General features: G+C 67.6%; 31 protein-coding genes and 1 tRNA gene. 8 read left to right on the forward strand and 24 right to left on the reverse strand.

Going from position 1 to position 25,833, the window contains the following annotated elements; genetic code table 11:
- Positions 1-114 precede the first annotated feature (114 nt).
- From ACG3SL_RS02090 to yajC, 4 genes are read right to left on the reverse strand one after another with little or no spacing between them, the layout of a single operon-like run.
- Complete coding sequence (locus tag ACG3SL_RS02090; protein ID WP_448663484.1) at positions 115-486, reverse strand: Mth938-like domain-containing protein; 372 nt, start codon at positions 484-486, stop codon at positions 115-117.
- 16 nt (positions 487-502) lie between these two features.
- Positions 503-1,465 (reverse strand): protein translocase subunit SecF, encoded by a 963-nt coding sequence (gene secF / locus ACG3SL_RS02095; RefSeq protein WP_448663485.1) that lies wholly within the window; start codon positions 1,463-1,465, stop codon positions 503-505.
- Between the two features lie 15 nt (positions 1,466-1,480).
- Positions 1,481-3,076: a protein translocase subunit SecD gene (gene secD, locus ACG3SL_RS02100; protein WP_448663486.1), complete on the reverse strand. Its 1,596-nt coding sequence runs from the start codon at positions 3,074-3,076 to the stop codon at positions 1,481-1,483.
- A complete protein-coding gene (gene yajC / locus ACG3SL_RS02105; protein WP_448663487.1) occupies positions 3,076-3,417 on the reverse strand; it encodes a preprotein translocase subunit YajC in 342 nt (113 codons plus the stop codon). The genes secD and yajC overlap by 1 nt, the downstream gene beginning before the upstream one ends.
- A gap of 141 nt (positions 3,418-3,558) precedes the next feature.
- Between yajC and ACG3SL_RS02110 the strand changes: the two genes are divergently transcribed.
- Positions 3,559-3,635: transfer RNA gene (locus tag ACG3SL_RS02110), tRNA-Pro, on the forward strand.
- Positions 3,636-3,668: 33 nt separating this feature from the next.
- On the opposite strand, the gene ACG3SL_RS02115 is transcribed toward ACG3SL_RS02110, so the two are convergent.
- Together ACG3SL_RS02115 and ACG3SL_RS02120 are read right to left on the reverse strand one after the other, a co-directional pair.
- Positions 3,669-4,187 carry a hypothetical protein gene (locus tag ACG3SL_RS02115; RefSeq protein ID WP_448663488.1) on the reverse strand — a complete coding sequence of 173 codons (519 nt, stop codon included), beginning with the start codon at positions 4,185-4,187 and terminating at the stop codon, positions 3,669-3,671.
- 83 nt (positions 4,188-4,270) lie between these two features.
- Entirely contained in the window at positions 4,271-5,080 is an 810-nt protein-coding gene (locus ACG3SL_RS02120; protein ID WP_448663489.1) for a DeoR/GlpR family DNA-binding transcription regulator, read from the reverse strand.
- 161 nt (positions 5,081-5,241) lie between these two features.
- Here ACG3SL_RS02120 and ACG3SL_RS02125 point away from each other — a divergent pair, with 161 nt between their 5' ends.
- Together ACG3SL_RS02125 and ACG3SL_RS02130 are read left to right on the forward strand one after the other, a co-directional pair.
- On the forward strand, positions 5,242-7,971 hold the full coding sequence (locus ACG3SL_RS02125; RefSeq protein ID WP_448663490.1) for a TonB-dependent receptor: 2,730 nt from the start codon (positions 5,242-5,244) through the stop codon (positions 7,969-7,971).
- 71 nt (positions 7,972-8,042) lie between these two features.
- Positions 8,043-10,148, forward strand: a complete 2,106-nt coding sequence (locus ACG3SL_RS02130) for a phosphocholine-specific phospholipase C (RefSeq protein WP_448663491.1) — start codon at positions 8,043-8,045, stop codon at positions 10,146-10,148.
- A 25-nt stretch (positions 10,149-10,173) separates the two neighbouring features.
- On the opposite strand, the gene ACG3SL_RS02135 is transcribed toward ACG3SL_RS02130, so the two are convergent.
- Together ACG3SL_RS02135 and dld are read right to left on the reverse strand one after the other, a co-directional pair.
- Positions 10,174-11,064: a VOC family protein gene (locus tag ACG3SL_RS02135; RefSeq protein WP_448663492.1), complete on the reverse strand. Its 891-nt coding sequence runs from the start codon at positions 11,062-11,064 to the stop codon at positions 10,174-10,176.
- Between the two features lie 106 nt (positions 11,065-11,170).
- Positions 11,171-12,895 (reverse strand): D-lactate dehydrogenase, encoded by a 1,725-nt coding sequence (dld, locus tag ACG3SL_RS02140; RefSeq protein ID WP_448663493.1) that lies wholly within the window; start codon positions 12,893-12,895, stop codon positions 11,171-11,173.
- Between the two features lie 209 nt (positions 12,896-13,104).
- Here dld and ACG3SL_RS02145 point away from each other — a divergent pair, with 209 nt between their 5' ends.
- Positions 13,105-13,926, forward strand: a complete 822-nt coding sequence (locus tag ACG3SL_RS02145; protein WP_448663494.1) for a glutaminyl-peptide cyclotransferase — start codon at positions 13,105-13,107, stop codon at positions 13,924-13,926.
- A 34-nt stretch (positions 13,927-13,960) separates the two neighbouring features.
- Positions 13,961-14,968 (forward strand): alpha/beta hydrolase, encoded by a 1,008-nt coding sequence (locus tag ACG3SL_RS02150; RefSeq protein WP_448663495.1) that lies wholly within the window; start codon positions 13,961-13,963, stop codon positions 14,966-14,968.
- A 9-nt stretch (positions 14,969-14,977) separates the two neighbouring features.
- On the opposite strand, the gene ACG3SL_RS02155 is transcribed toward ACG3SL_RS02150, so the two are convergent.
- From ACG3SL_RS02155 to ACG3SL_RS02170, 4 genes are all read right to left on the reverse strand, one after another.
- On the reverse strand, positions 14,978-15,463 hold the full coding sequence (locus ACG3SL_RS02155) for a hypothetical protein (RefSeq protein ID WP_448663496.1): 486 nt from the start codon (positions 15,461-15,463) through the stop codon (positions 14,978-14,980).
- Positions 15,464-15,528: 65 nt separating this feature from the next.
- On the reverse strand, positions 15,529-15,696 hold the full coding sequence (locus ACG3SL_RS02160; protein ID WP_448663497.1) for a hypothetical protein: 168 nt from the start codon (positions 15,694-15,696) through the stop codon (positions 15,529-15,531).
- Positions 15,697-15,782: 86 nt separating this feature from the next.
- Positions 15,783-16,970, reverse strand: coding sequence for a glycosyltransferase (locus ACG3SL_RS02165; RefSeq protein WP_448663498.1), 1,188 nt, complete (start codon positions 16,968-16,970; stop codon positions 15,783-15,785).
- 54 nt (positions 16,971-17,024) lie between these two features.
- Positions 17,025-17,375 carry a glycine zipper 2TM domain-containing protein gene (locus tag ACG3SL_RS02170; RefSeq protein WP_448663499.1) on the reverse strand — a complete coding sequence of 117 codons (351 nt, stop codon included), beginning with the start codon at positions 17,373-17,375 and terminating at the stop codon, positions 17,025-17,027.
- Between the two features lie 110 nt (positions 17,376-17,485).
- On the opposite strand from ACG3SL_RS02170, the gene ACG3SL_RS02175 reads away from it, so the two are divergent.
- The 3 genes from ACG3SL_RS02175 (at position 17,486) to ACG3SL_RS02185 (ending at position 19,580) form a co-directional block, all read left to right on the forward strand.
- On the forward strand, positions 17,486-17,914 hold the full coding sequence (locus tag ACG3SL_RS02175) for a cupin domain-containing protein (RefSeq protein ID WP_448663500.1): 429 nt from the start codon (positions 17,486-17,488) through the stop codon (positions 17,912-17,914).
- Between the two features lie 653 nt (positions 17,915-18,567).
- Positions 18,568-18,969: a low affinity iron permease family protein gene (locus ACG3SL_RS02180; RefSeq protein WP_448663501.1), complete on the forward strand. Its 402-nt coding sequence runs from the start codon at positions 18,568-18,570 to the stop codon at positions 18,967-18,969.
- Between the two features lie 2 nt (positions 18,970-18,971).
- Positions 18,972-19,580 (forward strand): hypothetical protein, encoded by a 609-nt coding sequence (locus tag ACG3SL_RS02185; protein WP_448663502.1) that lies wholly within the window; start codon positions 18,972-18,974, stop codon positions 19,578-19,580.
- On the opposite strand, the gene ACG3SL_RS02190 is transcribed toward ACG3SL_RS02185, so the two are convergent.
- From ACG3SL_RS02190 to ACG3SL_RS02245, 12 genes are all read right to left on the reverse strand, one after another.
- Positions 19,581-20,009, reverse strand: a complete 429-nt coding sequence (locus ACG3SL_RS02190) for an OsmC family protein (protein WP_448663503.1) — start codon at positions 20,007-20,009, stop codon at positions 19,581-19,583.
- A gap of 117 nt (positions 20,010-20,126) precedes the next feature.
- Positions 20,127-20,540 carry a glycine zipper 2TM domain-containing protein gene (locus ACG3SL_RS02195; RefSeq protein ID WP_448663504.1) on the reverse strand — a complete coding sequence of 138 codons (414 nt, stop codon included), beginning with the start codon at positions 20,538-20,540 and terminating at the stop codon, positions 20,127-20,129.
- Between the two features lie 200 nt (positions 20,541-20,740).
- Complete coding sequence (locus ACG3SL_RS02200) at positions 20,741-21,070, reverse strand: hypothetical protein (protein ID WP_448663505.1); 330 nt, start codon at positions 21,068-21,070, stop codon at positions 20,741-20,743.
- 230 nt (positions 21,071-21,300) lie between these two features.
- Positions 21,301-21,516: a hypothetical protein gene (locus ACG3SL_RS02205; protein WP_448663506.1), complete on the reverse strand. Its 216-nt coding sequence runs from the start codon at positions 21,514-21,516 to the stop codon at positions 21,301-21,303.
- Positions 21,517-21,595: 79 nt separating this feature from the next.
- Positions 21,596-21,805 carry a cold-shock protein gene (locus tag ACG3SL_RS02210; RefSeq protein ID WP_448663507.1) on the reverse strand — a complete coding sequence of 70 codons (210 nt, stop codon included), beginning with the start codon at positions 21,803-21,805 and terminating at the stop codon, positions 21,596-21,598.
- Positions 21,806-21,984: 179 nt separating this feature from the next.
- Complete coding sequence (locus ACG3SL_RS02215) at positions 21,985-22,842, reverse strand: hypothetical protein (protein WP_448663508.1); 858 nt, start codon at positions 22,840-22,842, stop codon at positions 21,985-21,987.
- A gap of 169 nt (positions 22,843-23,011) precedes the next feature.
- Positions 23,012-23,407 carry a cupin gene (locus tag ACG3SL_RS02220; protein ID WP_448663509.1) on the reverse strand — a complete coding sequence of 132 codons (396 nt, stop codon included), beginning with the start codon at positions 23,405-23,407 and terminating at the stop codon, positions 23,012-23,014.
- A 104-nt stretch (positions 23,408-23,511) separates the two neighbouring features.
- Positions 23,512-24,606, reverse strand: a complete 1,095-nt coding sequence (locus ACG3SL_RS02225; RefSeq protein WP_448663510.1) for a hypothetical protein — start codon at positions 24,604-24,606, stop codon at positions 23,512-23,514.
- Between the two features lie 160 nt (positions 24,607-24,766).
- Positions 24,767-24,943 carry a type II toxin-antitoxin system RelB family antitoxin gene (relB, locus tag ACG3SL_RS02230; RefSeq protein ID WP_448665224.1) on the reverse strand — a complete coding sequence of 59 codons (177 nt, stop codon included), beginning with the start codon at positions 24,941-24,943 and terminating at the stop codon, positions 24,767-24,769.
- 73 nt (positions 24,944-25,016) lie between these two features.
- Positions 25,017-25,187: a hypothetical protein gene (locus ACG3SL_RS02235; RefSeq protein ID WP_448663511.1), complete on the reverse strand. Its 171-nt coding sequence runs from the start codon at positions 25,185-25,187 to the stop codon at positions 25,017-25,019.
- On the reverse strand, positions 25,177-25,419 hold the full coding sequence (locus ACG3SL_RS02240; RefSeq protein WP_448663512.1) for a hypothetical protein: 243 nt from the start codon (positions 25,417-25,419) through the stop codon (positions 25,177-25,179). Before ACG3SL_RS02240 ends, ACG3SL_RS02235 begins: the two co-directional genes overlap by 11 nt.
- 27 nt (positions 25,420-25,446) lie before the next feature.
- The gene (locus ACG3SL_RS02245; protein ID WP_448663513.1) at positions 25,447-25,728 is read right to left on the reverse strand and encodes a hypothetical protein; all 282 of its coding nucleotides are present in this window, start codon (positions 25,726-25,728) and stop codon (positions 25,447-25,449) included.
- Positions 25,729-25,833: the final 105 nt, after the last annotated feature.

Raw genomic sequence — 25,833 nt, forward strand, 5'->3', positions numbered from 1 at the left:
CCCCGGTCCCGGCCCCTTGTTGTCGCGCTCCCCTTGCGCCGGGACGAGTGATGCCAGCGGCATCCTAAGAAATGGGTAACGCTGTTTTTGGGGACGGCGAGTGAACTGGGGCCCTCAGTCCAGCGGGTAGAGCGCGGCGGCGATCCAGCGGAGTTCGGCGCGCAACACGCCCCAGGCGCGGGCGGCGGCGCGGCTGTCCATCGATTCGATGCCGATGCCCCGCGCGCCCAGTGCCTTGACCAGCGAAAGCGGCGGGCGGACCAGCGTGGCGCCGGTGCCGAGCAGGAGGAATTCGGGCCGGGGATCGAGCGAAAGGAGCGGGGCCAGCGCGTCCTCGGTCAGTTCGGCGATGGGGGGCGGGGCCCAGCCATCGGCGCGCTGGGGCGTGATGAGGAGGCCTTCGTACACGCCCTCGTCCACGCGGAAGCCGCGGCCCGAAAAGCCCGAGATGACCGGGCCATCGGCGCTGCGGCGTTCCATTTTCATGTGCGGTGCGGGCCGGTTACGGGCGCTGCTTCGGCGCCATGCGCTCGGCGTCGCTCTCCGCCTTGTCGTCGCGGAAGCCGGGCTTGAGGCCCAGCGTGATGAGCAGCGACGACGAGACATAGACCGACGAATAGGTGCCGACGACGATGCCCAGCATCATCGCAGCGGTGAAGCCGCGCAGCACATGCCCGCCCCAGATCAGCAGCGCGGCGAGCGCGAGCATGATCGTCAGCGAGGTCATCACCGTGCGGGGCAGCGTTTCGTTGACCGACAGGTCGATCAGCTCGCGCATCCCCATCTTGCGGTACTTACGCATGTTTTCGCGGATACGATCGTCGATCACCATCTTGTCGTTGATCGAATAGCCGATGATCGTCAGCACCGCCGCGACGATGTTGAGATCGAACACCATCTGGGTCAGCGCGAAGAAGCCGATCGTCATCAGCACGTCGTGGATGATCGCCACCGCCGTCGATACGCCGAACTGCCATTCGTAGCGGAACCACGAGAAGATCGCGATGCCGATGATCGCCAGCACCACGGCGAGCACGCCGTTCTGGATCAGCTCGCCCGAAACCTTGCCCGAGACGGTGGAATAGTTGCTGAACGAGGCGCCGGGGAACTTCGCCGCCAGCGTCGTCTTCACGCGCTCCACCATCGCGTCGACGGCGTCGGGCGCCTCCGATTCGGGCAGGGGCAGGCGGATGGTCACGGTGTTCGCGCCGCCCAGCTGCTGGAGCGAGGCTTCGCCCACGCCCAGCGCGTTCACGGTCGAGCGTACTTCGTCGAGCGGCGGGGCCGTGACGAACTTTTCCTCGATCGAGACGCCGCCGACGAAATCGACGCCCATGTTGAGGCCGCGCGCGAAGGTGATGCCGATCGCCGCGATGGTGAGCAGCGCCGTGATCGCGAAGGCGATGTGGCGGACGCGCACGAACGCGATGTTCGTGTTGTCCGGGATGATCTTGAGGAGCCGCATGGGTTCGCGCTTCCGTTAAATGTTGATCTCGGACGGCCGGTTACGGCGAATCCAGATCGAGACGAGCATGCGAGTGAAGACCACCGCGGTGAACACCGACGTCGCGATGCCGATCAGCAGCACGACGGCGAAGCCGCGCACCGGGCCGGAGCCGAGGATCAACATGATGAAGCCGGCGATGGCGTGCGTCACGTTCGCTTCGAAGATGGTGCGGCTGGCTTCCTTGTAGCCCAGCTCGACCGCCTGCATCACGCTGCGCCCGCGCCGCCGCTCTTCGCGGATACGCTCGTTGATGAGCACGTTGGCGTCCACGGCGGTGCCGATCGTCAGCACGAAACCGGCAATGCCCGGCAGCGTCAGCGTGGCGTTGAGCAGCCCCATCACGCCCAGGATGACCAGCACGTTGATGACCACCGCGCACGTCGCATAGATGCCGAAGCGGCCATAAGTGAGGATCATGAAGGCGATGACCGCGACCACCGCGATGATCGACGCCGTGACGCCCGCGCGGATCGAATCGGCGCCCAGCTCGGGGCTGACGGTGCTTTCCTGCACGACCTTCAGGTCGACGGGCAGCTTGCCCGAACGCAGCGCGATGGCGAGTTCGTTGGCCGATTGAACGGTGAAGCCGCCGTTGATGACCGCGCTGCCGCCCAGGATCGGTTCGTTGATCCGGGGGGCCGAGATCACGGTGTTGTCGACGATGATCGCGAAGGGCTTGCCCGAATTTTCCTGGGTGACCTTGGCGAAGCGCTTGGACCCTGCGCCGTCGAGCTGGAGCGTCACGCCCGGCGCGCCCGATTGCGGATCGAAGCTCTGGCTGGCGTTGACCAGCATGTCGCCGGTAATCATCACCTGGCGCTGGACCGCGATGCGCCCGCCGCCTTCGGCATAGGGGAGGATGATCGAGCCGGCGGGGGCATTGCCTTCAGCCAGCTGCGCGGGATCGGCAGTGGTATCGACCAGCCGGAATTCGAGCTTCGCGGTCTTGCCCAGCAGCGCCTTGAGCGCGGTCGGATCGTTCAGGCCGGGGACCTGGACGACGATGCGGCTGCCGCCTTCGCGGACGACGGTGGGCTCCAGCGTGCCGAGCGCGTTGATGCGCTTGTCCACGACTTCGCGCGCGTCGTTCATCGCGGTGTCGACCGCTTCCTTCAGCCCCGCCTCGGTCGGCGTCAGGACGAAGCGGCTGGTATCGAATACGGCGATGTCCCACTGGCGCTGGCCGGTGGTGCCGACGCCGGTGCCGGTGATCGTCAGCAGACGCTCGCGCACCGCATCGACCTTGGTCGCGTCGCGCACCATGAAGCTCAGCTTGCCGCCCTGGACCGACACGTCGCCGATCTCGATGCGCGGATCGCGGCGCATTTCGCTGCGGATCTGCTCTTCCATCTGGGTGAGCTTGGCCTTGGCGACGTCGGCCGTATCGGCTTCGAGCAGCAGATAGCTGCCGCCGGCGAGATCGAGGCCCAGGTTCACCGCAGGCTTCGGTACCCAGCTCGGCCAGCTTTCACGGACCGATTTGGGAATGAAGCTCGGGATCGACAGCGACACCATCAGCGCAAGGCCGATGGCGATCGTCAGGACCTTCCAGCGCGGGAAATCGAGCATCAGTCGTTCGCGGGCTTCGAGCCGAACGGACGCACTTCGGCGAGCGTGCTCTTGATCGCGCGGACGCGGACGTTGGGGGCCAGTTCGACCTCGACTTCAGTGTCCTCGACGCGCGTGACCTTGCCGATCAGCCCGCCGGCGGTGACGACGGTGTCGTTCTTCTTCACGGCGGCGACGGCGTTCTGCATGGCCTTCATCCGCTTTTGCTGCGGGCGAATCATCAGGAAGTAGAAAACGACGAAGATCAGGACGAGCGGCAGCAGCGACACGATCGCGCCTGCGGTGCTTCCGCCCTGGGCTGCCGCGCCAGCGGCCTGTGCATATGCGGGAGTTGCGAACATGGTTTCAAAATGCCTGGATTAAGGAGGCGCGAAACGGCCCCGTACAAGGGCGGCGCGCTATCATGCGCGGTCCATACACGCAACTATTGTCACAGACGCTTGCATCTCGCGCCGGACCAGCATAGAGGGCCCAACCTCGGTCGGGGCGTAGCGCAGCCTGGTAGCGCATCACACTGGGGGTGTGGGGGTCGCAGGTTCGAATCCTGTCGCCCCGACCAATCATTCCACACCTTTTCAGCTATATCGAGGCGCTACCCCGGGACGGGGGCCCTTGCACTCAGGTCGTTGGCGTAGACCCAATGATGCCTGACAAAGATGCTCAGGGGGATTGGCGTGCCGTCGATCGGGTAAATGAGCACCTCGCAGTCCTCCGGCTTTTTGGGATTCGCTAAAATGGAGGCTACACTCACAAATCCCACGTTTGGGGGTAGTTTCGCGATATCCACCTCAAGGACGTGGCCGACCTCGTTTCTGGGGTTGCCCTGATCGTCCGTTGCGAGTGCATAATTTTTTGCCACCCCAAATTTGGTCGAAAAAGAAACATAGCCTCTTTTAAATTTCGATGAGTCTATTTGGTGTAGAAATATCGAGTTTGTCATGCTGGAGTCGAGTTTTTGACCGCTGCCGTAATAGCTGTGCGTCATTCGCCTGCCATCGGGATTATGGCCACCCATAAATGGGCGCTCTTTTGTGATTATTCCCTTCGGGGTCCCCCATTCGCCTTTATCGTATTGGGCTTCGCTAACTCCGCGGAATATGATTGTCGTCACGTGTAGCCTCCTGCTGGAAGGGCACAAGGTACGTAGGATTCGCGAGCCCCGACAGGCGTTTTTGGTGTCGGTTGGGGCGCTGCTCAGTCCCGACTCACCACGCGGATCGTCGTGCCCGCCGCCGCTGCTGCGCGCGCGATCGGGGGTGGGGGCGCGCGGTCGGTGACCAGATCGTTGACCTGGCCGAAGCCCGCGACCTGGAGCGAGCCGGTCTTGTCGAACTTGGTCCCATCCGCCAGCATCACGACGCGTCGGGCGCGCTCTAGCAGGGCGTGCTTGAACATCGCCTCGTCCGCGTCGAAATCGAGGAAGCCGCGCTCGGCCTCGACCGCGCCGATCGACAGGATCGTCAGATCGGGCACGAAGCAGCGGGCATAGGCGATCGCATCGGCGCCGAATGCCGCATGGTAATCGCTGTTGATCCGCCCGCCGGCGAAGAACAGGTTCTGGCCGGGGCGCCCCAGCACTTCGTGCGCGATCTCGATGCTGTTGGTGACGATGCTGAGGTCGCGCATCGGCGCCAGCGCGCGGGCGAGCCAGAAGCTGGTAGTGCCCGAATCGAGCAGCAGCGTCATGCCGGGCGTCACCAGCCGGGCGGCTTCGCGGCCGATTCGCTGCTTGGCCTCGGCCTGTTCGCGCATCCGTACGCGGTACGGCGCCTCGATCGCGCCGCTGGGCAGGCTGACGCCGCCATGGGTTTTCTGGACCCGGCCCGAATGTTCGAGCTGGCGGACGTCGCGGCGGATGGTCTCTTCCGACACGTCGAATCGCGCGGCGAGTTCGGCGACCGACCAGAAGGCCCGCTCGTCGAGCAGGGCCAGCATCCGGTTGAGCCGCTCGCTTTGGCTGACGCGCGCCGAGGCGGGGATGTCGATCGTGTCTGCGCTATCCATCCGCGGATCGTATCAAACCCCGAGCGGGATTTGAACCCACACGAAGCGGCATGAAAACCACATAAAGCCACACAATGTCACATCGCTGTCACGCGATGCACCTAGAGGCCCGCTCGGGTTCGGCGCGGAACTGCGTCGATCAGGGACAAAGGGGCAAGAACATGAAAACGACCAGCAGGACGATACTGTCGCTCTTGGCGGCAGGGACGAGCATCCTGGCGACCGCCGCCATGGCGCAGACCGCAACCGCGCCGCAGGGCGACGCCGCGCAGGCGCAGGCGCCCGCAGAGGACGGCGGCGAGATCGTCGTTTATGGCTATGGCCGGTCGCTCGCCAAGGCGCGCGAGGCCAAGCGCGAGGCGAACATCGTCAAGGACGTGATCGTCGCCGAGGACATGGCGAAGTTCCCCGAGCTGAACCTGGCCGAATCGATCCAGCGCCTGCCGGGCGTCGCGATCAACCGCGAAGCCGGCGAAGGCCGCCGCATCACGCTGCGCGGGCTGGGGCCGGATTACACGCGCGTCCAGCTGAACGGCATGGAAGTGCTGGGCAACGTCGATTCGGCGATGGACAGCCGTGGCCAGCGTTCGCGCGACCGGGCGTTCGATTTCAACATCTTCGCGTCGGAGCTTTTCTCCAAGGTCGAAGTCGAAAAGACCTATCAGGCGGCGCAGAACGAAGGCGGCATGGCCGGCACGGTCGGCCTGTTCACTGCCAAGCCGCTGGATTACAAACAGGGTATCAGCGGCGCGATTTCGGCGAAGCTGGGCACCAACAGCTATACCAAGGATGCGCAGCCGCGCGTTGCCGCGATGATCGGCCAGAATTGGGGCGACACCTTCGGCATCCTGGTCTCCGCCGCCTATTCCAAGCGCAAGACCGAGGAACAGGGCTACAACACCTATTCGCCGACGCAGCTGAGCGCGAGCCAGATCGCCGGCTATCTGACCAAGGGCCTCGACATCTCGGCGCTGAGCGCGGACCAGCAGGCGAAGTTCAAGTCGGGCGACCTGGTGTTCGCATCGGGCAACCGCCTGTCGGTGTGGGATGCCAAGCAGGAGCGGCTGGGCCTGACGCTGGCGGCGCAGTTCCGCCCGGCGGACAATCTGCTGTTCACGCTCGACGCGCTGCACGGCGAATTCCGCACCGAGCGGGACGAATACCACCTGGCGACGCGGCCCAACAACACGTCGGGCTCGGTGATTTTCGACACCACGTCGAAGATCAATTCGATCCACTGGGACAGCACCAACTTCGTCGACGCGATCGACGTGAACAACGCCACCTATGCCAGCGAGCATCGCCGTTCGCTGAACAAGAACAAGTTCAACCAGATCGCGCTGACCGGCAAGTGGGATGCGAACGACCGGCTGAGCTTCGACGGCCATATCGGCTATGAGGAATCGACCTACACCACGCCGTATGACGACAAGCTGTACCTGCGCGCGTACGGCGGCATGTCGACCACCTATGCGGCGGACGGCACCTCGGCCAGCAACGTCTACCACTGGGACACGACCGACCCGTCGAAGTACGAGTTCAAGGAATTTTACTTCCGCGAATTCTGGAACAAGACCACGCTGCATTCCGGCGCGGGCAATGCCAGCCTGGCGCTGAACGACGTGTTCAAGCTGCGGGCGGGCGGCAGCTATCGCCGGTACAGCACGTCGGGTTCGGAAGTGTATAACGACGGCAAGTTCCGCGAATTCACCGGCACGCCGGTGACCGATTACGGCTATGTCTTCTCGCAGAACAACGATGCGAGCTGGATCGCGGGCGATTATGCCAAGGCGTTCGCCAAGTATAATGCCCAGCACACCACCGCCGGCGCGACCGATATCGAGAACACCTTCACCGTCACCGAGACGACGAAGGCGGGCTATGGCCAGCTCGACTGGGACGGCACGCTGGGCGGCATGCGCTTTCGCGGCAATGTGGGCGCGCGCGCCTATTTCACCGACATCGCCAGCAAGGGGTTCATCACCAACAGCAGCGACACCCCGATCGGCGAGAATCGCAGCAACTCGAACTATTCGGGCGTGCTGCCGGCGATGAACGCGGCGCTGGAGATCAGCCCGAGCTTCCTGGTGCGCATCGCGGCGGCCAAGAACCTCAACCGCCCGTCGCTGGGGTCGCTCGCCAGCTCGGGCAGCGCCAATGCCGATAGCGGCAAGATCACCGCGAGCACCGGCAACCCGGACCTGAAGCCGTACAAGGACACTGCGCTGGACCTGTCGGCCGAATGGTATTTCGGTCAGGTCGGCATGGTCTCGCTGGGAGTGTTCCACAAGGACATCACCAACCTGATCGGCACCGAGACGCTGCGCAACATTCCGTTCAGCCAGACCGGGCTGCCGCTGGGGGCGCTGGCCGGGGTTACGCCGACCACGATCGTCGCCGAATTCTCGCGGCCCGTGAACCTGTCCAAGGCGAAGGTCACCGGATTTGAAGCGGCGGCGCAGACCGCGTTCAGCTTCCTGCCGGCGCCGTTCGACAAGCTGGGCGTCTCCGCCAACGTAACGGTGCTCGATTCGAACACCAATGTCGGCGGCTTCGACGGCGCGATCCCGGGCCTGTCCAAGACGAACGCCAACGGCACGCTGTATTACGAGACCAAGCGCTGGGGCATTCGCGGATCGGCGAACTATCGCTCGTCGTACCTGCGCACGTCGTATGACGGCAAGAAGCCGGACAGCGAGGATGGCTTCGACGGCACGGTCTATGTCGATGCGGCGGCGTTCTTCAACGTCACCGACACGCTGCGCGTGACGATCGACGCGATCAACCTGACCAACGAAACCGAAGTCCAGTACAACAGCATCTACCACCGCCTGCACAACGAAACGCAGAGCGGCCGGACGGTGTTCGTCGGCTTTGGCTTGAAGTTCTGATCCTCTTGCAGGAGGAGGCGGCGTCGGCCCGCCTCCTCCTCTTTTTTCCCGCCGACACAGGGCACGCAGACATGACGCATTCGCTCCAGGACCGCCGCGCTTTCATCAAGGCCATGATGGCGGCGGGGGGCGCTGCATCGGGGCTGTTGCCGTCGATCGCGCGGGCGCTCGACATTCCCGCGAACCGGCGGACCGGCACGATCCAGGATGTCGAGCATGTCGTGATCCTCACCCAGGAGAACCGCGCGTTCGACCATTATTTCGGGACGATGCACGGCGTGCGCGGTTTCGGTGACCGTTTCGCGATTCCCGCGCCCGCGCTGCCCGGCGCGCCGGCGCGCACCGTGTTCGTCCAGCCCAATGAGAAGGATGGCGCCACCCCGGCGCTGATCGCGCCGTTCCGGCTGGATACCGAGCGCGATTTCCGGCTGATCCGCCCGCTGGGCACGCCCCATGGCTTCGCCGACAGCCAGGCGGCATGGGACAATGGCCGGATGGGCGCGTGGCCCCGGCACAAGCACAACCATGCGATGGCGCATTTCACGCGCGCCGACATCCCGTTCCAATATGCGCTGGCCGAGGCGTTTACGCTGTGTGACGCCTATCACTGTGCGCTGCACCTGAGCACCAATCCCAACCGCCTGTATATCTGGACCGCGACGCACGACCCGATGGGGCGCGCCAACGGCCCGGCGATCGACAATGACTATGACGGGTTCGAGGACCCGCGCGGTCATGGCGGCTATGGCTGGACCACCTATCCCGAGCGGCTGCTGGAGGCGGGCATCAGCTTCCAGATCTATCAGGACATGGCGGACAATTTCAGCGACAACCCGCTGGTCGGCTTCCGCCGCTATCGCGAGGCGCGCAAGGCGACGAGCGGCCCCGATGCCGAGCTGGTGCGCCGGACGATGACCACCCGCGCGCTGGACGGGCTGAAGGAAGACGTGCTGGCCGACAAGCTGCCGCAGGTCTCGTGGATCGTCGCGCCGACGGCCTATTCGGAGCATCCCAGCGTATCGACGCCGCTCCAGGGCGCCGAATATACCGCGCAGGTGCTCGACGCGCTGACCGCCAATCCCGAGGTGTGGGCGAAGACGGTGCTGCTCATCAATTTCGACGAGAATGACGGGCTGTTCGACCATGTGCCCCCGCCCGCGCCGCCCGCGCGCGACAAGGCGGACCCGACCCGCCTGATCGGCGCCACCACGGTGCCGGCGCAGGACGAGTATCACAGCCATTCGCAGCGCCCCGTCGATGCCGCCTATCTGGGTCGCCCCTATGGGTTGGGGCCGCGGGTGCCGATGTATGTCGTCTCACCGTGGAGCAGCGGCGGGCATGTCGCGTCCGAAGTGTTCGACCATACCAGCGTGATCCGTTTCCTGGAGACGCGGTTCGGGGTGCATGAGCCCAATATCAGCGCGTGGCGGCGCGCGGTGTGCGGCGACCTGACCTCGTGCTTCGACTTCGCCAAGCCGGACGACCGCAGCTTCCTGAAGCAATTGCCGGCGACGCGCGCGCTGTCCGAGCGGGCGGCGACGCTCAAGGAAATCAGGCCGCCGCTGCCCGAGGCGCTGGCCGCGCCGGTGCAGGAGGCCGGGCTGCGCCGCCGCCGCCCGACCCCCTATCGGCTCGACGCGCATATTGCCGAGGCGGAAGGCGGGCCGGTGCTGCGCCTGGCCAACACTGGCGAGGCGCGGGCGGCGGTGTTCCACGTCTATCGCACCGATGCGCTGGAGGCGGACCCTGCACGCTATACCGTGGGCGCCAAGGCGAGCGTGACGGCGCCGCTGCCGCGCGCGGCGGATGGCAGCTATGACCTGTTCCTGATCGGGCCGAACGGATTTCACCGGCGCCTGACCGGTAAGGCGGCGTCGTTCTCCGCAGCGCTGGAGCAGCAGGGCAGCCGTGCGGTGCTATGGCTGCGCAACCGTTCGGGCGAGCCGCTGCGCGTCGCGCTCAGCGACCAGGCCTATGGCGCGGCACCGCGCGTGGTGACGCTGGCGGCGCGCGGCGTGAAGGCCGTGGCGCTCGATCTGGCGCGCAGCCATGGCTGGTACGACATGCAGGTCGAGGCGGGCGGCGATACGCTGCGGCTGGCGGGGCATATCGAGGACGGCGCGCCGTCCTTCTCCGACCCGGCGGCCCATGGCGCGGCGCCGCTGACGCTCGGCTGAGCGCGCGCGGGCCGCGTATAGGGGCTCACCGCACGGGGGCGTGGATCTCCGCGATATAGCCGCCGGGGAAGCGCACCATCGCGCTGCGGCGGCCGTCGGCAGTGAAGGCGGGGACGAGCGTTTCCACGCCGGCTGCCGTGGCCTTGGCGAGCGTCGCGTCGAGATCGGCGACTTCGTATCCGGTCAGCTCGCGGCCATAGGGCCAGCGCAGATGCCCGTCGGTGACGGCGATGCGCATCCGCCCGAACGGCGATTCCAGCCGGATGCGGCGATAGGTGGCGCCGGGCGCGCCGACTTCGACGCCGGGCGCGGCGCGATCGTCCGACACGGTGCGCGCATGGGCGAAGCGCGCGAAGCTGCGCACAAAGGCATCGACCGCGTCGGGCGAGACATAGACCCGGTTTTCCGGGACCGTCGCGAACGGGGCGTAGCTGGGCTTGGTCGTGTGCCAATAGAGCTGCATCGTCACGCCGCCGGGCCACTGGATCACCGCGTCGCGCCCGATCGGGTCGGGGAAGGGCGCGACGACGACGGCGGCCCCCGCCGCGCGGGCGGCGCGGATCGCCGCGTCCATGTCGGTCACCAGCCAGCCGGTGCGCTCCGCGCCGAACGGCCAGGGGATCGGCGTGAGGAAGCCGAACAGCGATACCGTGCCGACCGGCGTCTGGACCAGCTGCGTGGTGGTGCTGCTGTCGGTCGGCAGGACATTGGTGGTGTGCTGCGCGGTCGATGCGCCGCCGAAGGTCGCGGTGAAGGCGGCGACGAACGCATCGACGTCCTTCGGCGCGACATAGACATGGGTGGTGTCATATTGCGGGGCGACCGAGACGACGGGCGCCGGGGCGGTCTGGGCGGCGGCCGGCAGTGCGATCACGCCGAGGGCGAGGGCGAAGGGCAGGACGAACGGGATGCGCATGGCGGGCCTCTGCAATCGGGGAAGCGAGTGCCCGTTCTAGCGCGGCGGCGGCGCGCCGGCTTTCATACCTAGGTTCATGCCCGTCCCACGATCTCGGCGGGACCCTTCAGCGCCAGTGCGCGTGTTTCGACGTGTGCCCGATGCCGGGGTTGAGGCTGTTGGTCGGGTCCAGCGCGCGATAATGCGCCACCAGCGCCGGCTTTGCCGGATAGAGATGGCCCACATTGTGCTCGGCCGGATATTCGGCGCCCGCCGCGTCGAGCAGCCGCCACATCGCATGTTCGAACGCGATCGGATCATGGCCGGTGCGCACCAGATAGTCGCGGTGGAAGACGCGGCAGAAGAAATGCCCGCAATAGCTGACGCCGACGATCTGCTCGGCCAGTTCGGGCGGGAGCTGTTCGTCCCAGTCATCGTCGTTGCGGCGATGCGCCACGTCGAGCGCGACGATGTCCACGATCTGCTTGCGGTGCAGCGCGCGGTAGCGGACCGAGGCGCCGCCGACGGCGAAGCGGTGGAGGAACGCGCGCTCGCCCTCGTCCTTCGTGCATTCGAAGGCGTCACCCTGTGCCGAGGGAAAGGTCTGCGCCAGCAGCGCGCGCGCCTGTTCGATGCCGGCGCCGCCCATGCGCAGGATCAGGTGGTGATCGTAGCGCGCGTGGAAATCGCGCATCCGTGCCGGCAGATGCTGGGGGAACAGCCGCGAGGCGCCCTGCATCACCCAATCGGCCAGCGTATCGGGGACGAAGGGCAGCTGCGCGCACAGGGCGTCGACCTTGCCCTTGATCGCGTAGAGCCGGGGGAGCCATTCGGGGCCGAGATGGCGCACCGCGAGGAACGTGTCCTTCCCATAGCGCGCGGAGAGATCGAAGGCCGAGCGGTGGATATATTCGCCCTGGATCGGCAGCGTGTCGAAGGTGCTGAGGATATGGCGGCGGATCGCGTTCAGCTCGGCGGGATCGTTGGTGCCGATATAGAAATCGGCGGTCTGCTCGGGCTTGGGGAAGGTGTCGAGCCGGACCGCGAATACCACGACATGCCCCGCGCTGCCCGCCGCCTCGTACAGCCGGCGGGGATCGTTGTTGAAGCGGGCGGGGGTGTCGGCATCGACGTCGCGGATGTGCTGCTGATATTCCGGGTCGGAGCAGTGGCGATCGGCGTCGTCGGCGATGTCGGCCTCCGCAAAGTCGCCGTTCTCCAGCCGCGCCAGCATCGCCTCCGCATCGTCGCCGAGCGCGATGCCGAGATGGTTGACCAGCTGGGCGTGGCCGTTCTCGTCGATGCGACCGTACAGCGCCATCTGGGTAAAGGCCGGGCCGCGATGGATCAGCGCGCCGCCCGAATTGTTGCACACCCCGCCCAGCACCGACGCGCCGATGCACGACGATCCGATCCGCGAATGCGGCTCGCGCCCGGCGGCGGCGACCACGTCCTCCAGCTGGTACAGCGTCGAGCCCGGCAGGCACAGCACCTGATGCCCGTCGCGGATCAGCCGGATGCCGGTGAGCCGCAGCGTGCTGACGATCACGACATCGCGGTCATAGGCGTCGCCATCGGGCGTCGAGCCGCCGGTCAGGCCGGTATTTGCCGCCTGAAGGATCAGGATCACCCCGGCATCGGCACAGGCGCGGAACGCGCGCCACAGCTCCACCAGCGAGCCCGGACGCACCACCGCGATCGCCGATCCGCTGCCGAAGCGAAAGCCGGTGCGATAGCGATGCGTCGCGCGATCGCCGACCAGCACCTGGCCACCGCCGACGATTTCCCGCAGCCGTGCGATCAGCGCCGTGCGCGTGGAGGGAGTGGTGGTGGGGACGGTGTGGATGGTCATGGACGGCCCTTGGCTGCAGCGTGTCGCGGCCATGGGGCCGCGCGGGACTTCAATTAATACTATAATTGGGTGGCTGCGGAAAAGCAGGGAATGCGTGCCGCTGGCAAGAACGATTTGTTTCCGCCGTCATGCATGGCAGGAACTGAAGAGCCCCCCTTTTCGCGGCGGGGTTTGACATGCGCGGCGGGGGCGGCTCTTGTGCGCCGGCCATGAAACGCATCCTTCTCGCGCTGGTCGCGCTGTTGCTGCTGGGCCTTGCGGCCTGGTTCCTGTTCTTTCGCGCGCCGGCACAGGCGGTTCCGGTGTACGGCGTGTCCGTCGTCGCGACGCATCCGCACGATGCGCAGGCGTTCACCGAGGGCCTCTTTTTCCGCAACGGCGTGCTGTACGAAAGCACCGGCGAAGTCGGCACCTCGGGCATCCGCAAGGTGAAGCCCGAGACGGGCGAGATCGTCCAGCAGGACGAACTGCCCGCGCCCTATTTCGGCGAGGGGATCGTCGCGTGGAAGGACCGGCTGTTCCAGGTGACGTGGAAGGACAAGGCGGGCTTCATCTACAATGCCGACGACCTGACGCCGCTGGGCAGCTTTACCTATGCCGGCGAAGGCTGGGGCATGACGCACAACGACAAGGCGCTGATCCTGAGCGACGGCACCGCGACGCTGCGCTTCCTCGATCCCGAGACGCAGGCCGTGGTCTCGACGCTGAACGTGACCGCCAATGGCTGCCCCCTGCGCAACCTGAACGAGCTGGAATGGGTGGACGGCGAGATCTGGGCCAATGTCTGGCAGACCAACCTGATCGCGCGGATCGATCCCGCGAGCGGCGCGGTGCGCAGCTTCCTCGACATCAGCACGCTGGGGCCGCAGAATCGCGGCGTGGATGATGTGGCCAACGGCATCGCCTATGACGCGGGCGGCAAGCGGCTGTTCCTGACGGGCAAGCGCTGGCCGCAGCTCTATCAGGTCAAGCCGGGGACCGCGACGGTGCAGTCGGATGCAGCGACGACGCTGACCACCTGCGCGAAATAAGGGCAGCGGCGCAAAGCCGCCCCGGGGAGAGGATATGCGCGTGATCGATCGGCGGACGGCATTGGTCGCGGGGCTTGCCGCCGCGGGATGGAGCAGCGGCGTGCTGGCGCAGACCAGCCCGCCTGCGACTGCGGCGCCCGGGCGCGGGCTGGCGCTGCCCGATCCGACCGAGACGATCGACCTGTGGCCGGGCACCGCGCCGGGCGCCCCGGCGACGCTGCCTGTCGAAGTGACGACCGAGCGGAGCGCCGATCCCGCCTATAACGACCGCTCTGTCCAAGGCGTCGCGCGGCCGCGCATGGTGGTGTTCCGCCCGCAGCGGCCCAATGGCGCGGCGGTGCTGATTACGCCCGGCGGCGGCTATTCGCGGATCGTGGTCGACAAGGAGGGCTATGAGATGGCCCGCCTGCTCGCGGACAAGGGCATCACGGCGTTCGTGCTGTTCTATCGCCTGCCGGGCGAGGGATGGGCGGCGGGGCCCGACACGTCGCTGTCCGATGCGCAGCGGGCGATGCGGCTGATCCGGCACCGCGCCCGGGCCTATGGCATCGATCCGGCGCGGGTGTGCGCGATGGGCTATTCCGCCGGCGGGCATCTGTGCGCCGATCTGCTGACGCGGTTCGCCGTGCCGGTCTATGCCCCGGTCGATGCCGCCGATGCGCTGTCGGCGCGCCCCGATGCCGCCGCACCCATCTATCCCGTCATTTCGATGACCGCGCCGGTGGCGCATGGCGGATCGCGCGAGAAGCTGATCGGCGCGAACGCCGATGCGGCGCGCGAACAGGCGCATGCGCCCGACCGCAACGTGCCCGCCGATGCGCCGCCCTGTTTCCTGCTCCATGCCGAGGACGATGCGGTGGTGCCGGTGGAGAACACGCTGCTGCTGCGCGCGGCGCTGCGGGCCAGGGGTATCGCGACCGAGACGCACCTGTTCCCCGATGGCGGGCATGGCTTCGGCGTGCGGCTGGCGCGCGGCAAGAGTGTCGAACATTGGCCCGCGCTGTTCCTCGACTGGGCGGCGCGGGTGGGCATACTCGCCTGATCGAGCGGCCTATTCGGCCTTGGGCGTCTTTGGCTTGGCGGGTGCGCGCGGCGTAGCGCGGCGGCTGGCGCGGGGCTTGGGGGCGGGGGCTGGCGTCGCCGTTGCGTCGGCCTTGGGCGTGGTGGTGCGCTTTGCGGGCGCGGCGGTCGCCTTGGCGCGCGGCTTGGCGGCGGGCTTGGCGCCGGGCGCAGCGGGCTTGCGCGTGCGCCGGGCCACCGGCTTGGCGGGGGCTGCCGCTGCGGCCTCGGCAGCCGGGGCGGGTTCCGGCTCGGCGGCGGGGGCCGGCGCGGGTTCGGTAACTTCGGGCTCGTGCTTCAGCCGGTTGGCGATGGCGACCAGCCCGGCGGCGAGCAGATCGGAGACGACCGGGTGCTTGGCAAGTTCGGTCAGTTTGGCGCGGATCGACTTGGGCACCTTTACCCCGGCGATGGTCTTGGGCACCGCCGAAGGCTTGGCCACCTCGGGCTTGTCGTCCTTTTTCTTCTTCCCTGCCATCGCCTTGCCTCCACTCGATCCGCAGCCAGTGTCACGGACACGGGCAGGTAAAGTCAATCGCGCAATCAGTGGGGGCCGTTGGTCGGCGCTTCGAGGTCGAATTCGAACAGGATGTCGAGGCCTTCATCGTCTTCCTCGACCGCATTCGCGAAGAGCGGGAGCGGATCGGGCCGCGTGGTATCCACGCGGATCGGCTGGGCATATTGCACCAGATAGCGGTCGGCCATCGTCATTCCTCTGTTTCCCGGCTCGCGCGGGACAACCGGGGCCGGGGAGAGTCGTTCCGGCTGCGCGACGGATTTGCGACGAGCGTGCGCTTCTACGCGACGGGCCGTACGGCGCGGGCATCGACCAGCCGCTGGAGCGAAGCATGGAGGCGCGCGCTGTTCGCCGCCCAGGTGAAGGGCTCGGCCATCGCGCGGACGGCGTCGGCCGGGGGCGGATCGGCGAGCAGCGCGGCGAGCGCAGTGGCGAAGGCGGGAGGCGTGCGGGCGACGATGGTGCCCGCCGCCGGGCCGCGCACCACCTGTCGCGCGCCACCGATGTCGGGGATCACGACCGGCGTGCCGCTCGCCAGCGCCTCGAGCCAGGCATTGGCCAGCCCCTCGCGCTCCGACGCCAGCGCCATCGCATCGGCGGCGGCGAGGATGGCGGGGAGGTCGGCATGGGGCACCGATCCGAGCAGGCGGACCCGCTCCCCCAGCCCGGCGGCGGCGATATGGCGCTCCAGCGCGGGGCGATGCGGCCCTTCACCCGCGATCCACAGCGTGACGCCCGGCAGTGCCGCCACGGCGTCGATCACGATCTCATGCCCCTTTAGCGTAATCAGCGCGCCGACCGAGACGACGAGCGGCCCGGCGATGCCCAGTGCGGCCTTTGCCTCGGCACGGTCGCGCGGCGCGAAGCGATCGAGGTCGACGCCGGTGACGATGCACTGGATGCGATCGGCGGGCATGCCCATCGCGATCATGTCGTCGCGCATCGCATCGGACACCGACAGCAAGCCATCGGCGGCGCAGCCGGCGTCGCGGATCTGGCGGCCGATGCGCGGGTCCTTGCCCCAGCCATGAATGTCGGAACCGCGCGCCTTGATCGAGACGGGCACGCCGAAGATGCGCCCCAGCTCGACCGCGGCGGGGCCATCGGGAAAGAAGAACTGGGCGTCGATCACGTCGAACGGGAAGTCGGCGCGGATACGGTGGAGGCGTGGCGTGAGGGCACGTACCAGCGCGGCGGCGTGGAAGCGGCCGCCGGTCGCGGGAAGATTTAGGAAGTGCGGGCGATCGACCGACAGGCCCTTCCACTGTTCGGCACGGGGCAGGGCGGCGAGGGCGCGATAGCGGGGCAAGTGGCCGAGCGGCCAGGGCGGGATGCCGAGCGGGGCGACGACGCGGACCTGCACATCGGGCCGGGCCGCCAGCGCGCGCGTCTGGCGCTCGACAAAGATCCCGAAATTGGGGCGCGACGCATCGGGAAACAGCGTCGAAAGAACGAGAACGCGGAGCATGTCCCCTTCCCTAGCAGGGGAAGGTTAATGCTCCGCGTGCATCATCGGATGGTGTCAGCGGCAGCGACGGTTATTGCTGCCGGCCCGCTCGATCTCGCGGCCCGCCAGCGCGCCGGCGACTGCGCCGAGCACCGTGCCGCCGGTGCGGTCCCCGCGCGTGTCGATGGTGCGGCCGACCAGGGCGCCGCCGACCGCGCCGACCACCAGGCCGGTGGTGCCATCGGGCTTGCGGCAATAGCGCTTGCCGTCGCGACCGCGCCATTCGCGATATTCGTGGCGGCGATGCCGGCGCTGGGTGTCGTACTTATAGTCATACGACTTGGCTTCGGCCTTGGCCGCCGGGAACGCGATGGCCGCAGGGGCCAGAAGCGACATGGCGCCGAGCGCCATCATAACCTTACGCATGGAGATAACTCCCTTTCAAATTCGGTTTCGTTGCACTGACAGCGTAACGTCCTTGGCTTAGCGGGGGTTGCATGAACCTGAAACTACAGGGCAGTCATCGGAGGGTTAGGATGGACGAACCACGCAGGATCATCGCCGCATTGGGGCTGGCGCCGCATCCCGAAGGCGGATGGTATCGCGAGACGTGGCGTGCGGCGGCGGGGCCGGGCGCGCGGGCGGCGGGGACGGCGATCCATTTCCTGCTGGATGCGGGGCAGCGATCGCATTGGCACCGCGTCGATGCCGACGAACTGTGGCTGTGGCACGCCGGGCATCCGCTGGAGCTGCATGTCGCGGCGGACGAGGGGGCGGCGCCGGTGATCACGCGGCTGGGCGGCGACGTGCTGGCGGGGGACGCGCCGCAGCTGCTGGTGCCCGCGACGCAGTGGCAGGCGACCGAAGCGCCGCACGGCTGGGCGCTGGTCAGCTGCATCGTCGTGCCGGGGTTCGACTTTGCGGGATTCACCCTCGCGCCCGCCGGATGGGCGCCGGGCGGCTGACTCTGTCCCCGTTATCCACGTTATCAACAGGGGCGGCCGTGCGAATCCCGCTTTGCGCGACTCGGCAAGGGTGAGACCATCATGGGGTAAGGCGCGATCGGGCTCCGGTAAAACGGTAGCAGGATCAAGCTCTTACACGGATCGAACGCATGCTGGTGCCATTCGGAAACCGCAGGCGGACGAGACGGGAGCCAGGAAGACGGCGTTCCTTGAAATCCTGTGGCGCGCAAGCGTGGCAGCGTTTCACCGAACCACCCGACCATGGGCGACCTGATGCCGGAGCCGATGCGCAAGCGTCCTGCCGAGGGATGAGGGACAGCGATTGCCGATGCCGGCCAGCGAAAGCGGCGGGCGACCGTAATTCGCAGGGCCGATGCCTGCTCCAGCAAGGCTTCACGCGCTTCGGCGCCGTGAAGCGGGCTTTCGACTGCCGGCGCGCTGCCCTGTCCGCAAGGCCAGTGCCGCGGCGGGCGGAGGCCGACGCAGAGCCCGTCGCCCTTGCCGGCACGGGCCGAGCATGCCGCCGAACCGGCGACGCGGAACCTTCCGGCCCGCGCCATCGGCAGGAGCGACATGGGGGCTGGCAGCAATGCCGGCCCCCTTTTGCATTGGGCCATTCCGCCGCTATCCATGACGCAAAGGGGAGATCGGGCATGGGGCGGTTGTTCGAGCGGTTTGCACAGATGGTGGCCGGATGGGCGGGGCGTCCGCCGGCGTTCGTGCTGGCGTTCATGGTCATCGTGATCTGGGGCGTCACCGGGCCGGTCTTCAAATGGTCCGACACCTGGCAGCTGGTCATCAACACCGGCACCACGATCATCACCTTCCTGATGGTGTTCCTGATCCAGAACGCCCAGAACCGCGACGCCGCCGCGATCCAGGCCAAGCTGGACGAGATCATCCGCGCGCTCGACACCGGGCGCAACGAGTTCATCGGCATCGAGCATCTGGGCGAGCGCGAGCTGATCGCGATCCGCGACCAGCTGGAGCGCGAATGCGGGCGCGAGGACCCGAGCCGGCACGAGGGCATCGGCCGCGTGCTGGGAAGGCGCTGACGATGTCGCCCTTCGAGCTGGTCTTCGCGGTGTTCGCGCTGCTGCTGGGGCTGGCCGTGGCCGAAGTGCTGGGCGGTTTTGCGCGCACGCTGAAGCTGCGGCGCAAGGTGCGGATCGGGTGGCTGACGCCGCTGTTGGGCGTGCTGGTGGTGCTCGACCTGATGACGCTGTGGCTGGCGGCATGGGAGTATCGCGACCTGGTGGCCGCGAATTACCTGACGCTGGTGGTCATGCTCGCGCTGGTCGGGGGGTATTATCTGTTCGCGACGCTGGTGTTTCCCGACGACCCGGCGGAGTGGCCGGATTTCGACCTGTGGTACGACCAGCACAACGAACTGGTGCTGGGCGGTATGCTGGCGATCAACCTGCTGATGTTCGCCACTTCGATCGTGGTGGCGATGAACGAGCGGCTGAGCGCGATCGTGGCGGCGAGTGGAGCGGGACAGCCGCAGGTGGAGGGCGTGGCCGCGTTGGTCTCGATCCTCTCCGCGCTGCTGCCGATCCCGCTGCTGGTGGCGCTGATCGTGGTCAAGTCACGGCGCACCAACGTCGCCCTGCTCGCCACGATCATCGGCCTCATCCTCGCCGGCGCAGTGGCCGGCGCGGTGTGATCAGGCGAGCGACCAGTCGAGGCTGATCTTCGCCTTGAGCAGCTTCGACACCGGGCAGTTCGCCTCTGCGCCCTTGGCCAATGCCTCGAACTGTTCCTCGGCGATGCCAGGGATGCTCGCCTTCAGCGTCAGGGCGGATTCGGTGATGGTGAAGCCGCCCTGGCCGTCCGAGTCCAGCTTTACCGCCGCCGTCGTCTCCAGCGAGCCGTCGCTGAACCCGGCCTGAGCCAGCGCGAAGCTGAGCGCCATGGTGAAGCAGCCGGCATGCGCAGCGGCGATCAGCTCTTCGGGGTTGGTGCCCTTTTCATCGCCGAAACGCGTGTTGAAGCTGTACGGCGTCGAATCGAGTACGCCGGACGGGCTGGTCAGATGGCCTTTGCCGGCCTTGCCGAAGCCATCATAGCGGGCGGTGGCGGTGCGTGTCGTCATGCCGAAATCCTCACATCTGGGTTGCTCTTCCCCGCACTAGAGCGTGGTGCCCGGCGCGGTAAGCTACACCCTGGTATAACCGGACCCGGCGGAGCGACCGCCGGGTCTGGTGCGCGCTCAACGGCAGCGCACGTCGCTGTTGTTGCGATCGACCGAGCGACCGACCGCGGCACCCGCCGCAGCACCGAGCAGCGTGCCCAGCGTGTCCGAACCGCCCGGTGCGATCAGGTTGCCCAGCAACCCGCCGGCCACGCCGCCGACGATCAGGCCGGTGGTGCCGTCCGAACGGCGGCAGTAATAGCGACCGTCCTGGCCGCGATAGACGCGGTCGTTGCGGCTGAGGCGGCGTTCGCGGTAGCGGCGGTCGTCGCGGTAGTAGCGATCGGCATAATAGCCGCCGTACGACGGATCCGGGCGGTTATAGTCATAGCCGCCATAGCCGCCGCCCATCCGGCGCGGTCCGCCGCCTTCATAATCGGTGCAGCCGGCCAGCGTCGCCGCTGCCAGCAATCCAAGAACGATCGCGCGCATCCTGTGTCTCCCAAAGCCTGTGATGGCGAGTGAATGCGCGGGGCGCGCGAAGGTTGCGTTGGGCGTGCCAAGTCGCGCTAGGCGCGACGCGGACCGCCCGCCCAGCCTCCCCACCCGACCACCAAGGATACCATCAGGCTATGGTGGTCGAGTGGGAGGCGGGGCGGGTGGCGCCTGGTTCATGTCAATGAACCCTCAAATCAGTTCACCGGGCGTTCGTCGAGCAGCGCGGGGCGGAGGGCGTCGCGTTCGCTGGCGGGCACCGGCGCAGTGGGATCGGGGCGGAAGGCGTCGATCGCGCGGTCCTGTGGGTCGGGGCGGGTGTCGCCGAGCAGGTCGGTCGGCACATGTTCGCCGCCCGAGGGCGCGCGGCGGGCGCGGCGCAGGCCGAATATGCCGGCGGCCAGCACGCCCAGCACGGCGCCGATCGACAGCGTCCCGGCGAGCACCGAAGTGCCGCCGGATTTCGATGCGGGCTTCGCCTTGGCGGCGCTGCCCCTGGTCGATCGGGTTTTCGTTGGTGCGGCCATGCGCGTTGTTCCTTCACTATAGGGTGTGAGGCGATCAACGGGCGGGGCCGGGGGGTGTTCCCCCTGTCAGCCCAGCACTTCGAGCACGGCGGCTCGGGCGATGCGGGCGGCCGGGCCGGAGCGGCGCGGCGGGCTGGCGCGGCGCGAGCGCGGCGGCAGCGAGGGGGAAGTTGCAAGCGGCCGAATGGATCGGCGAGTCAGTTGGGTCTCATTGATGTTATTGAAAAAGTTCACGTAGTTTCCTGTGCTAGGGTGGGTTCGTTCGCGGGGGCATGCCCCTCACGCGTGGCGCGGGCGCGGTCGGTGCGCTCCTGGCGGTCTGCCATTTGCGTCCAGGCCTCTGCGGCGCGCAGATTGCGGTTGCGGACATTGTCGAGCGTTGCCGCGTCGGCTTCGGCCTGTGCCTTTTCGGCGTGGCCACGATAGGCGTTAACGAGATCGGCCATCGACATATTCCTTCAACCCGAGAAAGACAGGGCGGCACGCGCAGTGCGCGCCGCCCGATCGCAAGCGATAACCGCCGGCTTATTCAGCCTGGAGGTTGGTCGCCGCCATCTTGCCCTTCTTGTCGGCTTCCAGCTCGTACGAGACGCGCTGGTTCTGGTTCAGCGTCGACAGGCCGGCGCGCTCAACGGCAGTGATGTGGACGAATGCGTCCTGGCCACCATTGTCGGGAGCGATGAAGCCATAGCCCTTGTCGGCGTTGAAGAACTTTACGGTTCCCTGGATAGTCATGCGGAATTCCTTCTTGTTGGCGGGATTCCGAGCGTCGGAATCCCTCGTGCTGCGAGGGCAGAGAGAAGGAAAAAGGGCCGCAAAGCGCCAGAGACCGTCAATTTGCGACTGTAGCCGGATTGCATATGGACGCATCGGCCGGGAAATACAAGGTGCGCCCGGCGTGCCTTCGCCCCGGCTCAGCGTGGTTGGGGCGAATCGGCGCCCTCCACCGCGCGTGCCACGATGGCGCCCCGCGCCCATGCCCCGGGCATGTCGCCGCGCGAGGCATAGAGCCCGCTGAGATAGGCGCGATCGAACGCCGTCAGCGTGGCCGGTGCGCCGGCATCGCCCTTTGGCGTGAACAGCGTCAGCACCGACGGCGCGCCCGCCACGTCCTGGGGCCGGGCATTGCCCAGCCCGCGCATCGCCACATAGGCCGCGACCTGATCGAGCGGGCGCCCGGCCACCGCATCGCGATCGATCACCACGATCGCGTTGACGATATCGGTGCGTACCGGCGCCGCGATCCGGCTGGAGGTGGACACCGCGAGCACCGGCGGCGAGCCCGGCGCATAGGAGGGCGCGTCGCCATCGCGGGCGCGCGTTTCGGTGCTGGTCCAGGCGCGGGCGGGGCCGGGTTCGGCCAGGATGCGGGCGATGTCGGCGGGTTGCTTGCCATTGAGCGCGCCGGGGCGGGTGCGCTCGATCCGCCGCACCGCCGCCTTGCCATCGGGGACCGCCAGCACCAGCAGATTGGGCGCACAGCCGGGCTCGCCCACGCGCAGCCCGACCGAATCGGCGATAAGCCCCAGCTGATCCACGATCGCCTGCGCCGCCGCCGCCGGCAGCCCGGCGACGCCGGGGCAGATCGGATCGGTGAAGCGCGGCATCGGTTCATCGAACCGGAGCGGCGGCGACACTGCATCGACCAGCGCGCGCGCCCGCTTTTCGGCGTCGGGCCCGGCATGGCGCACGACGATCGCGGGGTCGGGCTGGGCCTGGTCCTGCGCCGGTGCGGCGGGGAGGGGGAGCAGGGCGAGGAGAAGCGGGAGCATCGTCGGGCTTTCCGGTGAGTTGCGGAGGGCGGGCTCTAGTGTATTTCGCGGTGCCGGCCCGCTCCCCCACCCGGCCACCCAACGGCAGTGTATTCTATGGGTGGCCGGGTGGGGGAGCGGGCCGGCACCGCCCCGGAATTCGCGCTTCCGCGAATTTCCAGACAGTCCTTTAGCGCGGGCGGTGTTCGGTGCCCATGCCGGGGGTGATGAAGATCGCGGTGCAACTCTCGCCCGGCGCTATGTCGGCGGTGTGCCAGGTGCCGGGCGGGTTTATGGCGTAGTCGTTCGCGGCGAGCGTCACGCTTTCGGTGGTGCCGTCGGCATGCTCCTGATGGAGCGTGATCGCGCCCGCCGTGCAGATCACCAGCTCCGCCCCGTGCGGGTGCATTTCCCATGAGTCCCAGCTCTCCGCGAAGCTGTATTGCGACACCAGCCGCCCCTCGACCCCGTCGGCGGCGTGGCGCGCGCCATAGGCGGCGTACCAGTCCATGCCGGTGAATTCGGGTTCCACCGATGCCGTGGCGGACAGGCCGAGATGCGCGGGGTGCGTCGGAAGGTGGGGCATGGGGCGTCCAGCGGTTAGGGCGGTTGGAATCAGTAACGGAGTCTTTTCGGCAAGAAGCAGTGATGCCACGTTAGTTTCCGCAAGAAATCGGCTCAAGGGCTGCTTCAGGACGCAAGCAACAAAGTCGATGGGGTCGGCGGCGCATCGGGCGCGTCGTCGCCAGTGTCGCAGGGCGCGGCCTCGCGCGTGAAGCCGAACCAGCGGTCGCGGTCGTTCGACTCGCGCGCGCGGCGCTCGGCCAGTTCGGTGTCCTGTTCCTCTTCCAGCGCCATCACTTCCTCTTCCTCCGGCGTCAGCGCGCGTTCATAGTCGGGGTCGCCGAAAACGCCCTCCTCAAAGTCGAGAAACCCCTCCGGGGCGGGGAAGCTGGTGCGCCATTCCTGCCGCGTCGAATCCCACCATACCGGCGCGCCATCCGGATTGTCGGGGTGGAAATGTTGAGGAAGTTTAGGGTCCTCCGGGAGCGGCGCGGGCGCGGGCTCGGGTGCGGGCGGCGGTGCGAGCGCCACCAGTCCGGCGGCCTCGGCGCGCGCCCATTGCTCGGCGGTCCAGCTTGCGCGGGCGGCGGGATCGAGATCGGCGGTCGCCAGCGGCTCGGCCAGATCGGTATGCGTGCGCAGCCAGTGATCGGCGCGCGCCAGCGTGCGGATCGGCGCCAGATCGTCCTCGCCCGCCGGAACCCCCGGTGCGCCCAGCCGCGCGCCGAGGAACAGCCCGGCGCGCGCCGGCCCGGCGTCGCGCCCGATCAGGTCGAGATACTGGTCAAACTCACCCGCGACGAGCCGGGCGGCGGCATGGGTCGCTTCGGCATGCGCGGTATCGGCCATGCGATCCATGCGCGTGAGCATCTTGAACGCGAGGACATTGTCGTGCCGGCGATAGCGCGTCTCGCTGCCGTCGGTGTGGAAGCGCCGTTCGTCGACGCCGTGGAGCGCGCGGTCCATCAGCGTGTCGGCCAGCACTTCGCGCGACAGCAGCTGCGCCGCCTGCCACCCCAGCGCAAACCCCGCCCCGCGCGCGGCGCGGCGAAAGGCATAGGCCGATTGGATCGACAGCCCGACAAGGGTGCAGGCGTGGGTGACGCTGGACCCTTCGGACAGCGCCTGGAGAAACACGCGCTGGCGATCGGCAGTCCAGCCATCGCTGCGCTGCGACGGGGTGGCGGCATAGTCGGGGAGGATTTCGCGATGGGCAGTCATGATGCGGTGTCCTTTCGCCGGGGCGGATGGACTCGCCAGATATGCCGGAACGGGGGCTGTAGGACAGGGTTTTGTTGCTGGTTTGTTCTTTTTTTAGGGGCTGCGCCTGCGGGCAGGGCTATCGCATATGGCAGTTGGCCGCCCATATGCGACCGGGGCGTCAGCCGGCCTTGCGGCGATCAAGAATGGCCTGCATCCGCGCCATCACTTCGTCGTGCGGGATGCGCGGGGCAGTGGAGGCCATCGCCTTCTCCACCTTGGCGCGGAACCATGCGTCATAGGCTTCGGCCGCTTCGGTCGATTCGAACTCGGACTCGATGGGCGAGAGCTTGGTCATGGCGATACTATAGCGGATATCGGGTGGCGCGAGAAGGTGGCGGCACATCGGGCGGGCGCTGGCGGTGCCGCCGCTACCACTTTCCCCCGACCGCATCGATCGCCTTGAGCAGCGCGCGCTTGCTGGCGGTGCGGCGGGTGCCGCTGTTGCGGGGCAGGACGAGGGGTTCGCCCAGCGCTTCGCGGCGGGCGGCGATGTCGCGGGCGAAGGCTTCGAGCGTGGCCGGCTCGCCGTCAGTTCCCAAGCGCTTCGATACCATAATCGCCCACCGTTTCGTGCCGGATACGTCTATCCATATAGTCCCGATCGGCGTCGGGATACAGGCGGTACAGCGCACGGGCCTGATCCAGCATTTCGGGGGCGGTTCCCGAGGCGTATTGGCCCATGCGGTCGGCGATCATGTCCTCGACCGAAACCATCGCCGCGATGCCATCCGCGCCCAGTTCGACCAGCACCACCCGGTCGCGATCGGCCATGCCGCCATGGAGGCTGCTCGCGACGACTTAGAAGCCGAGGCGGAGATCGGGATGTACCCAGCCGCGTGTCGCGACGCCGGGTCCCGAAGGGCGGACGAAGCCCTGCGCGCGCAGTTCCTCCTCGAACTCGGGCTGGCGTGCGGTGACGATGTCGAAATCGCCCGTGCTGATCGCGCTGGCGGAGTAGAATTCCACCGCGCCACCACCGACGAGGACGGGGGCAAGGAAGCCACGCGCTTTCATCGCCTCGCTTACCCGCGCGAAGAGGCGGAGGGCGGCTTCGAATTCCGGGCGATAGCCTGTCGGCACTGCATTCCCCCTCACCCAACCAGTTTAGGGTGAATATCACCCCGTGATATTCAGATCATGCCGGGGGCATGATCGGCCCTAAACTCCCCTGGAGGGGAGAGGGCT

The sequence above is a fragment of the Sphingomonas degradans genome (assembly GCF_053502645.1).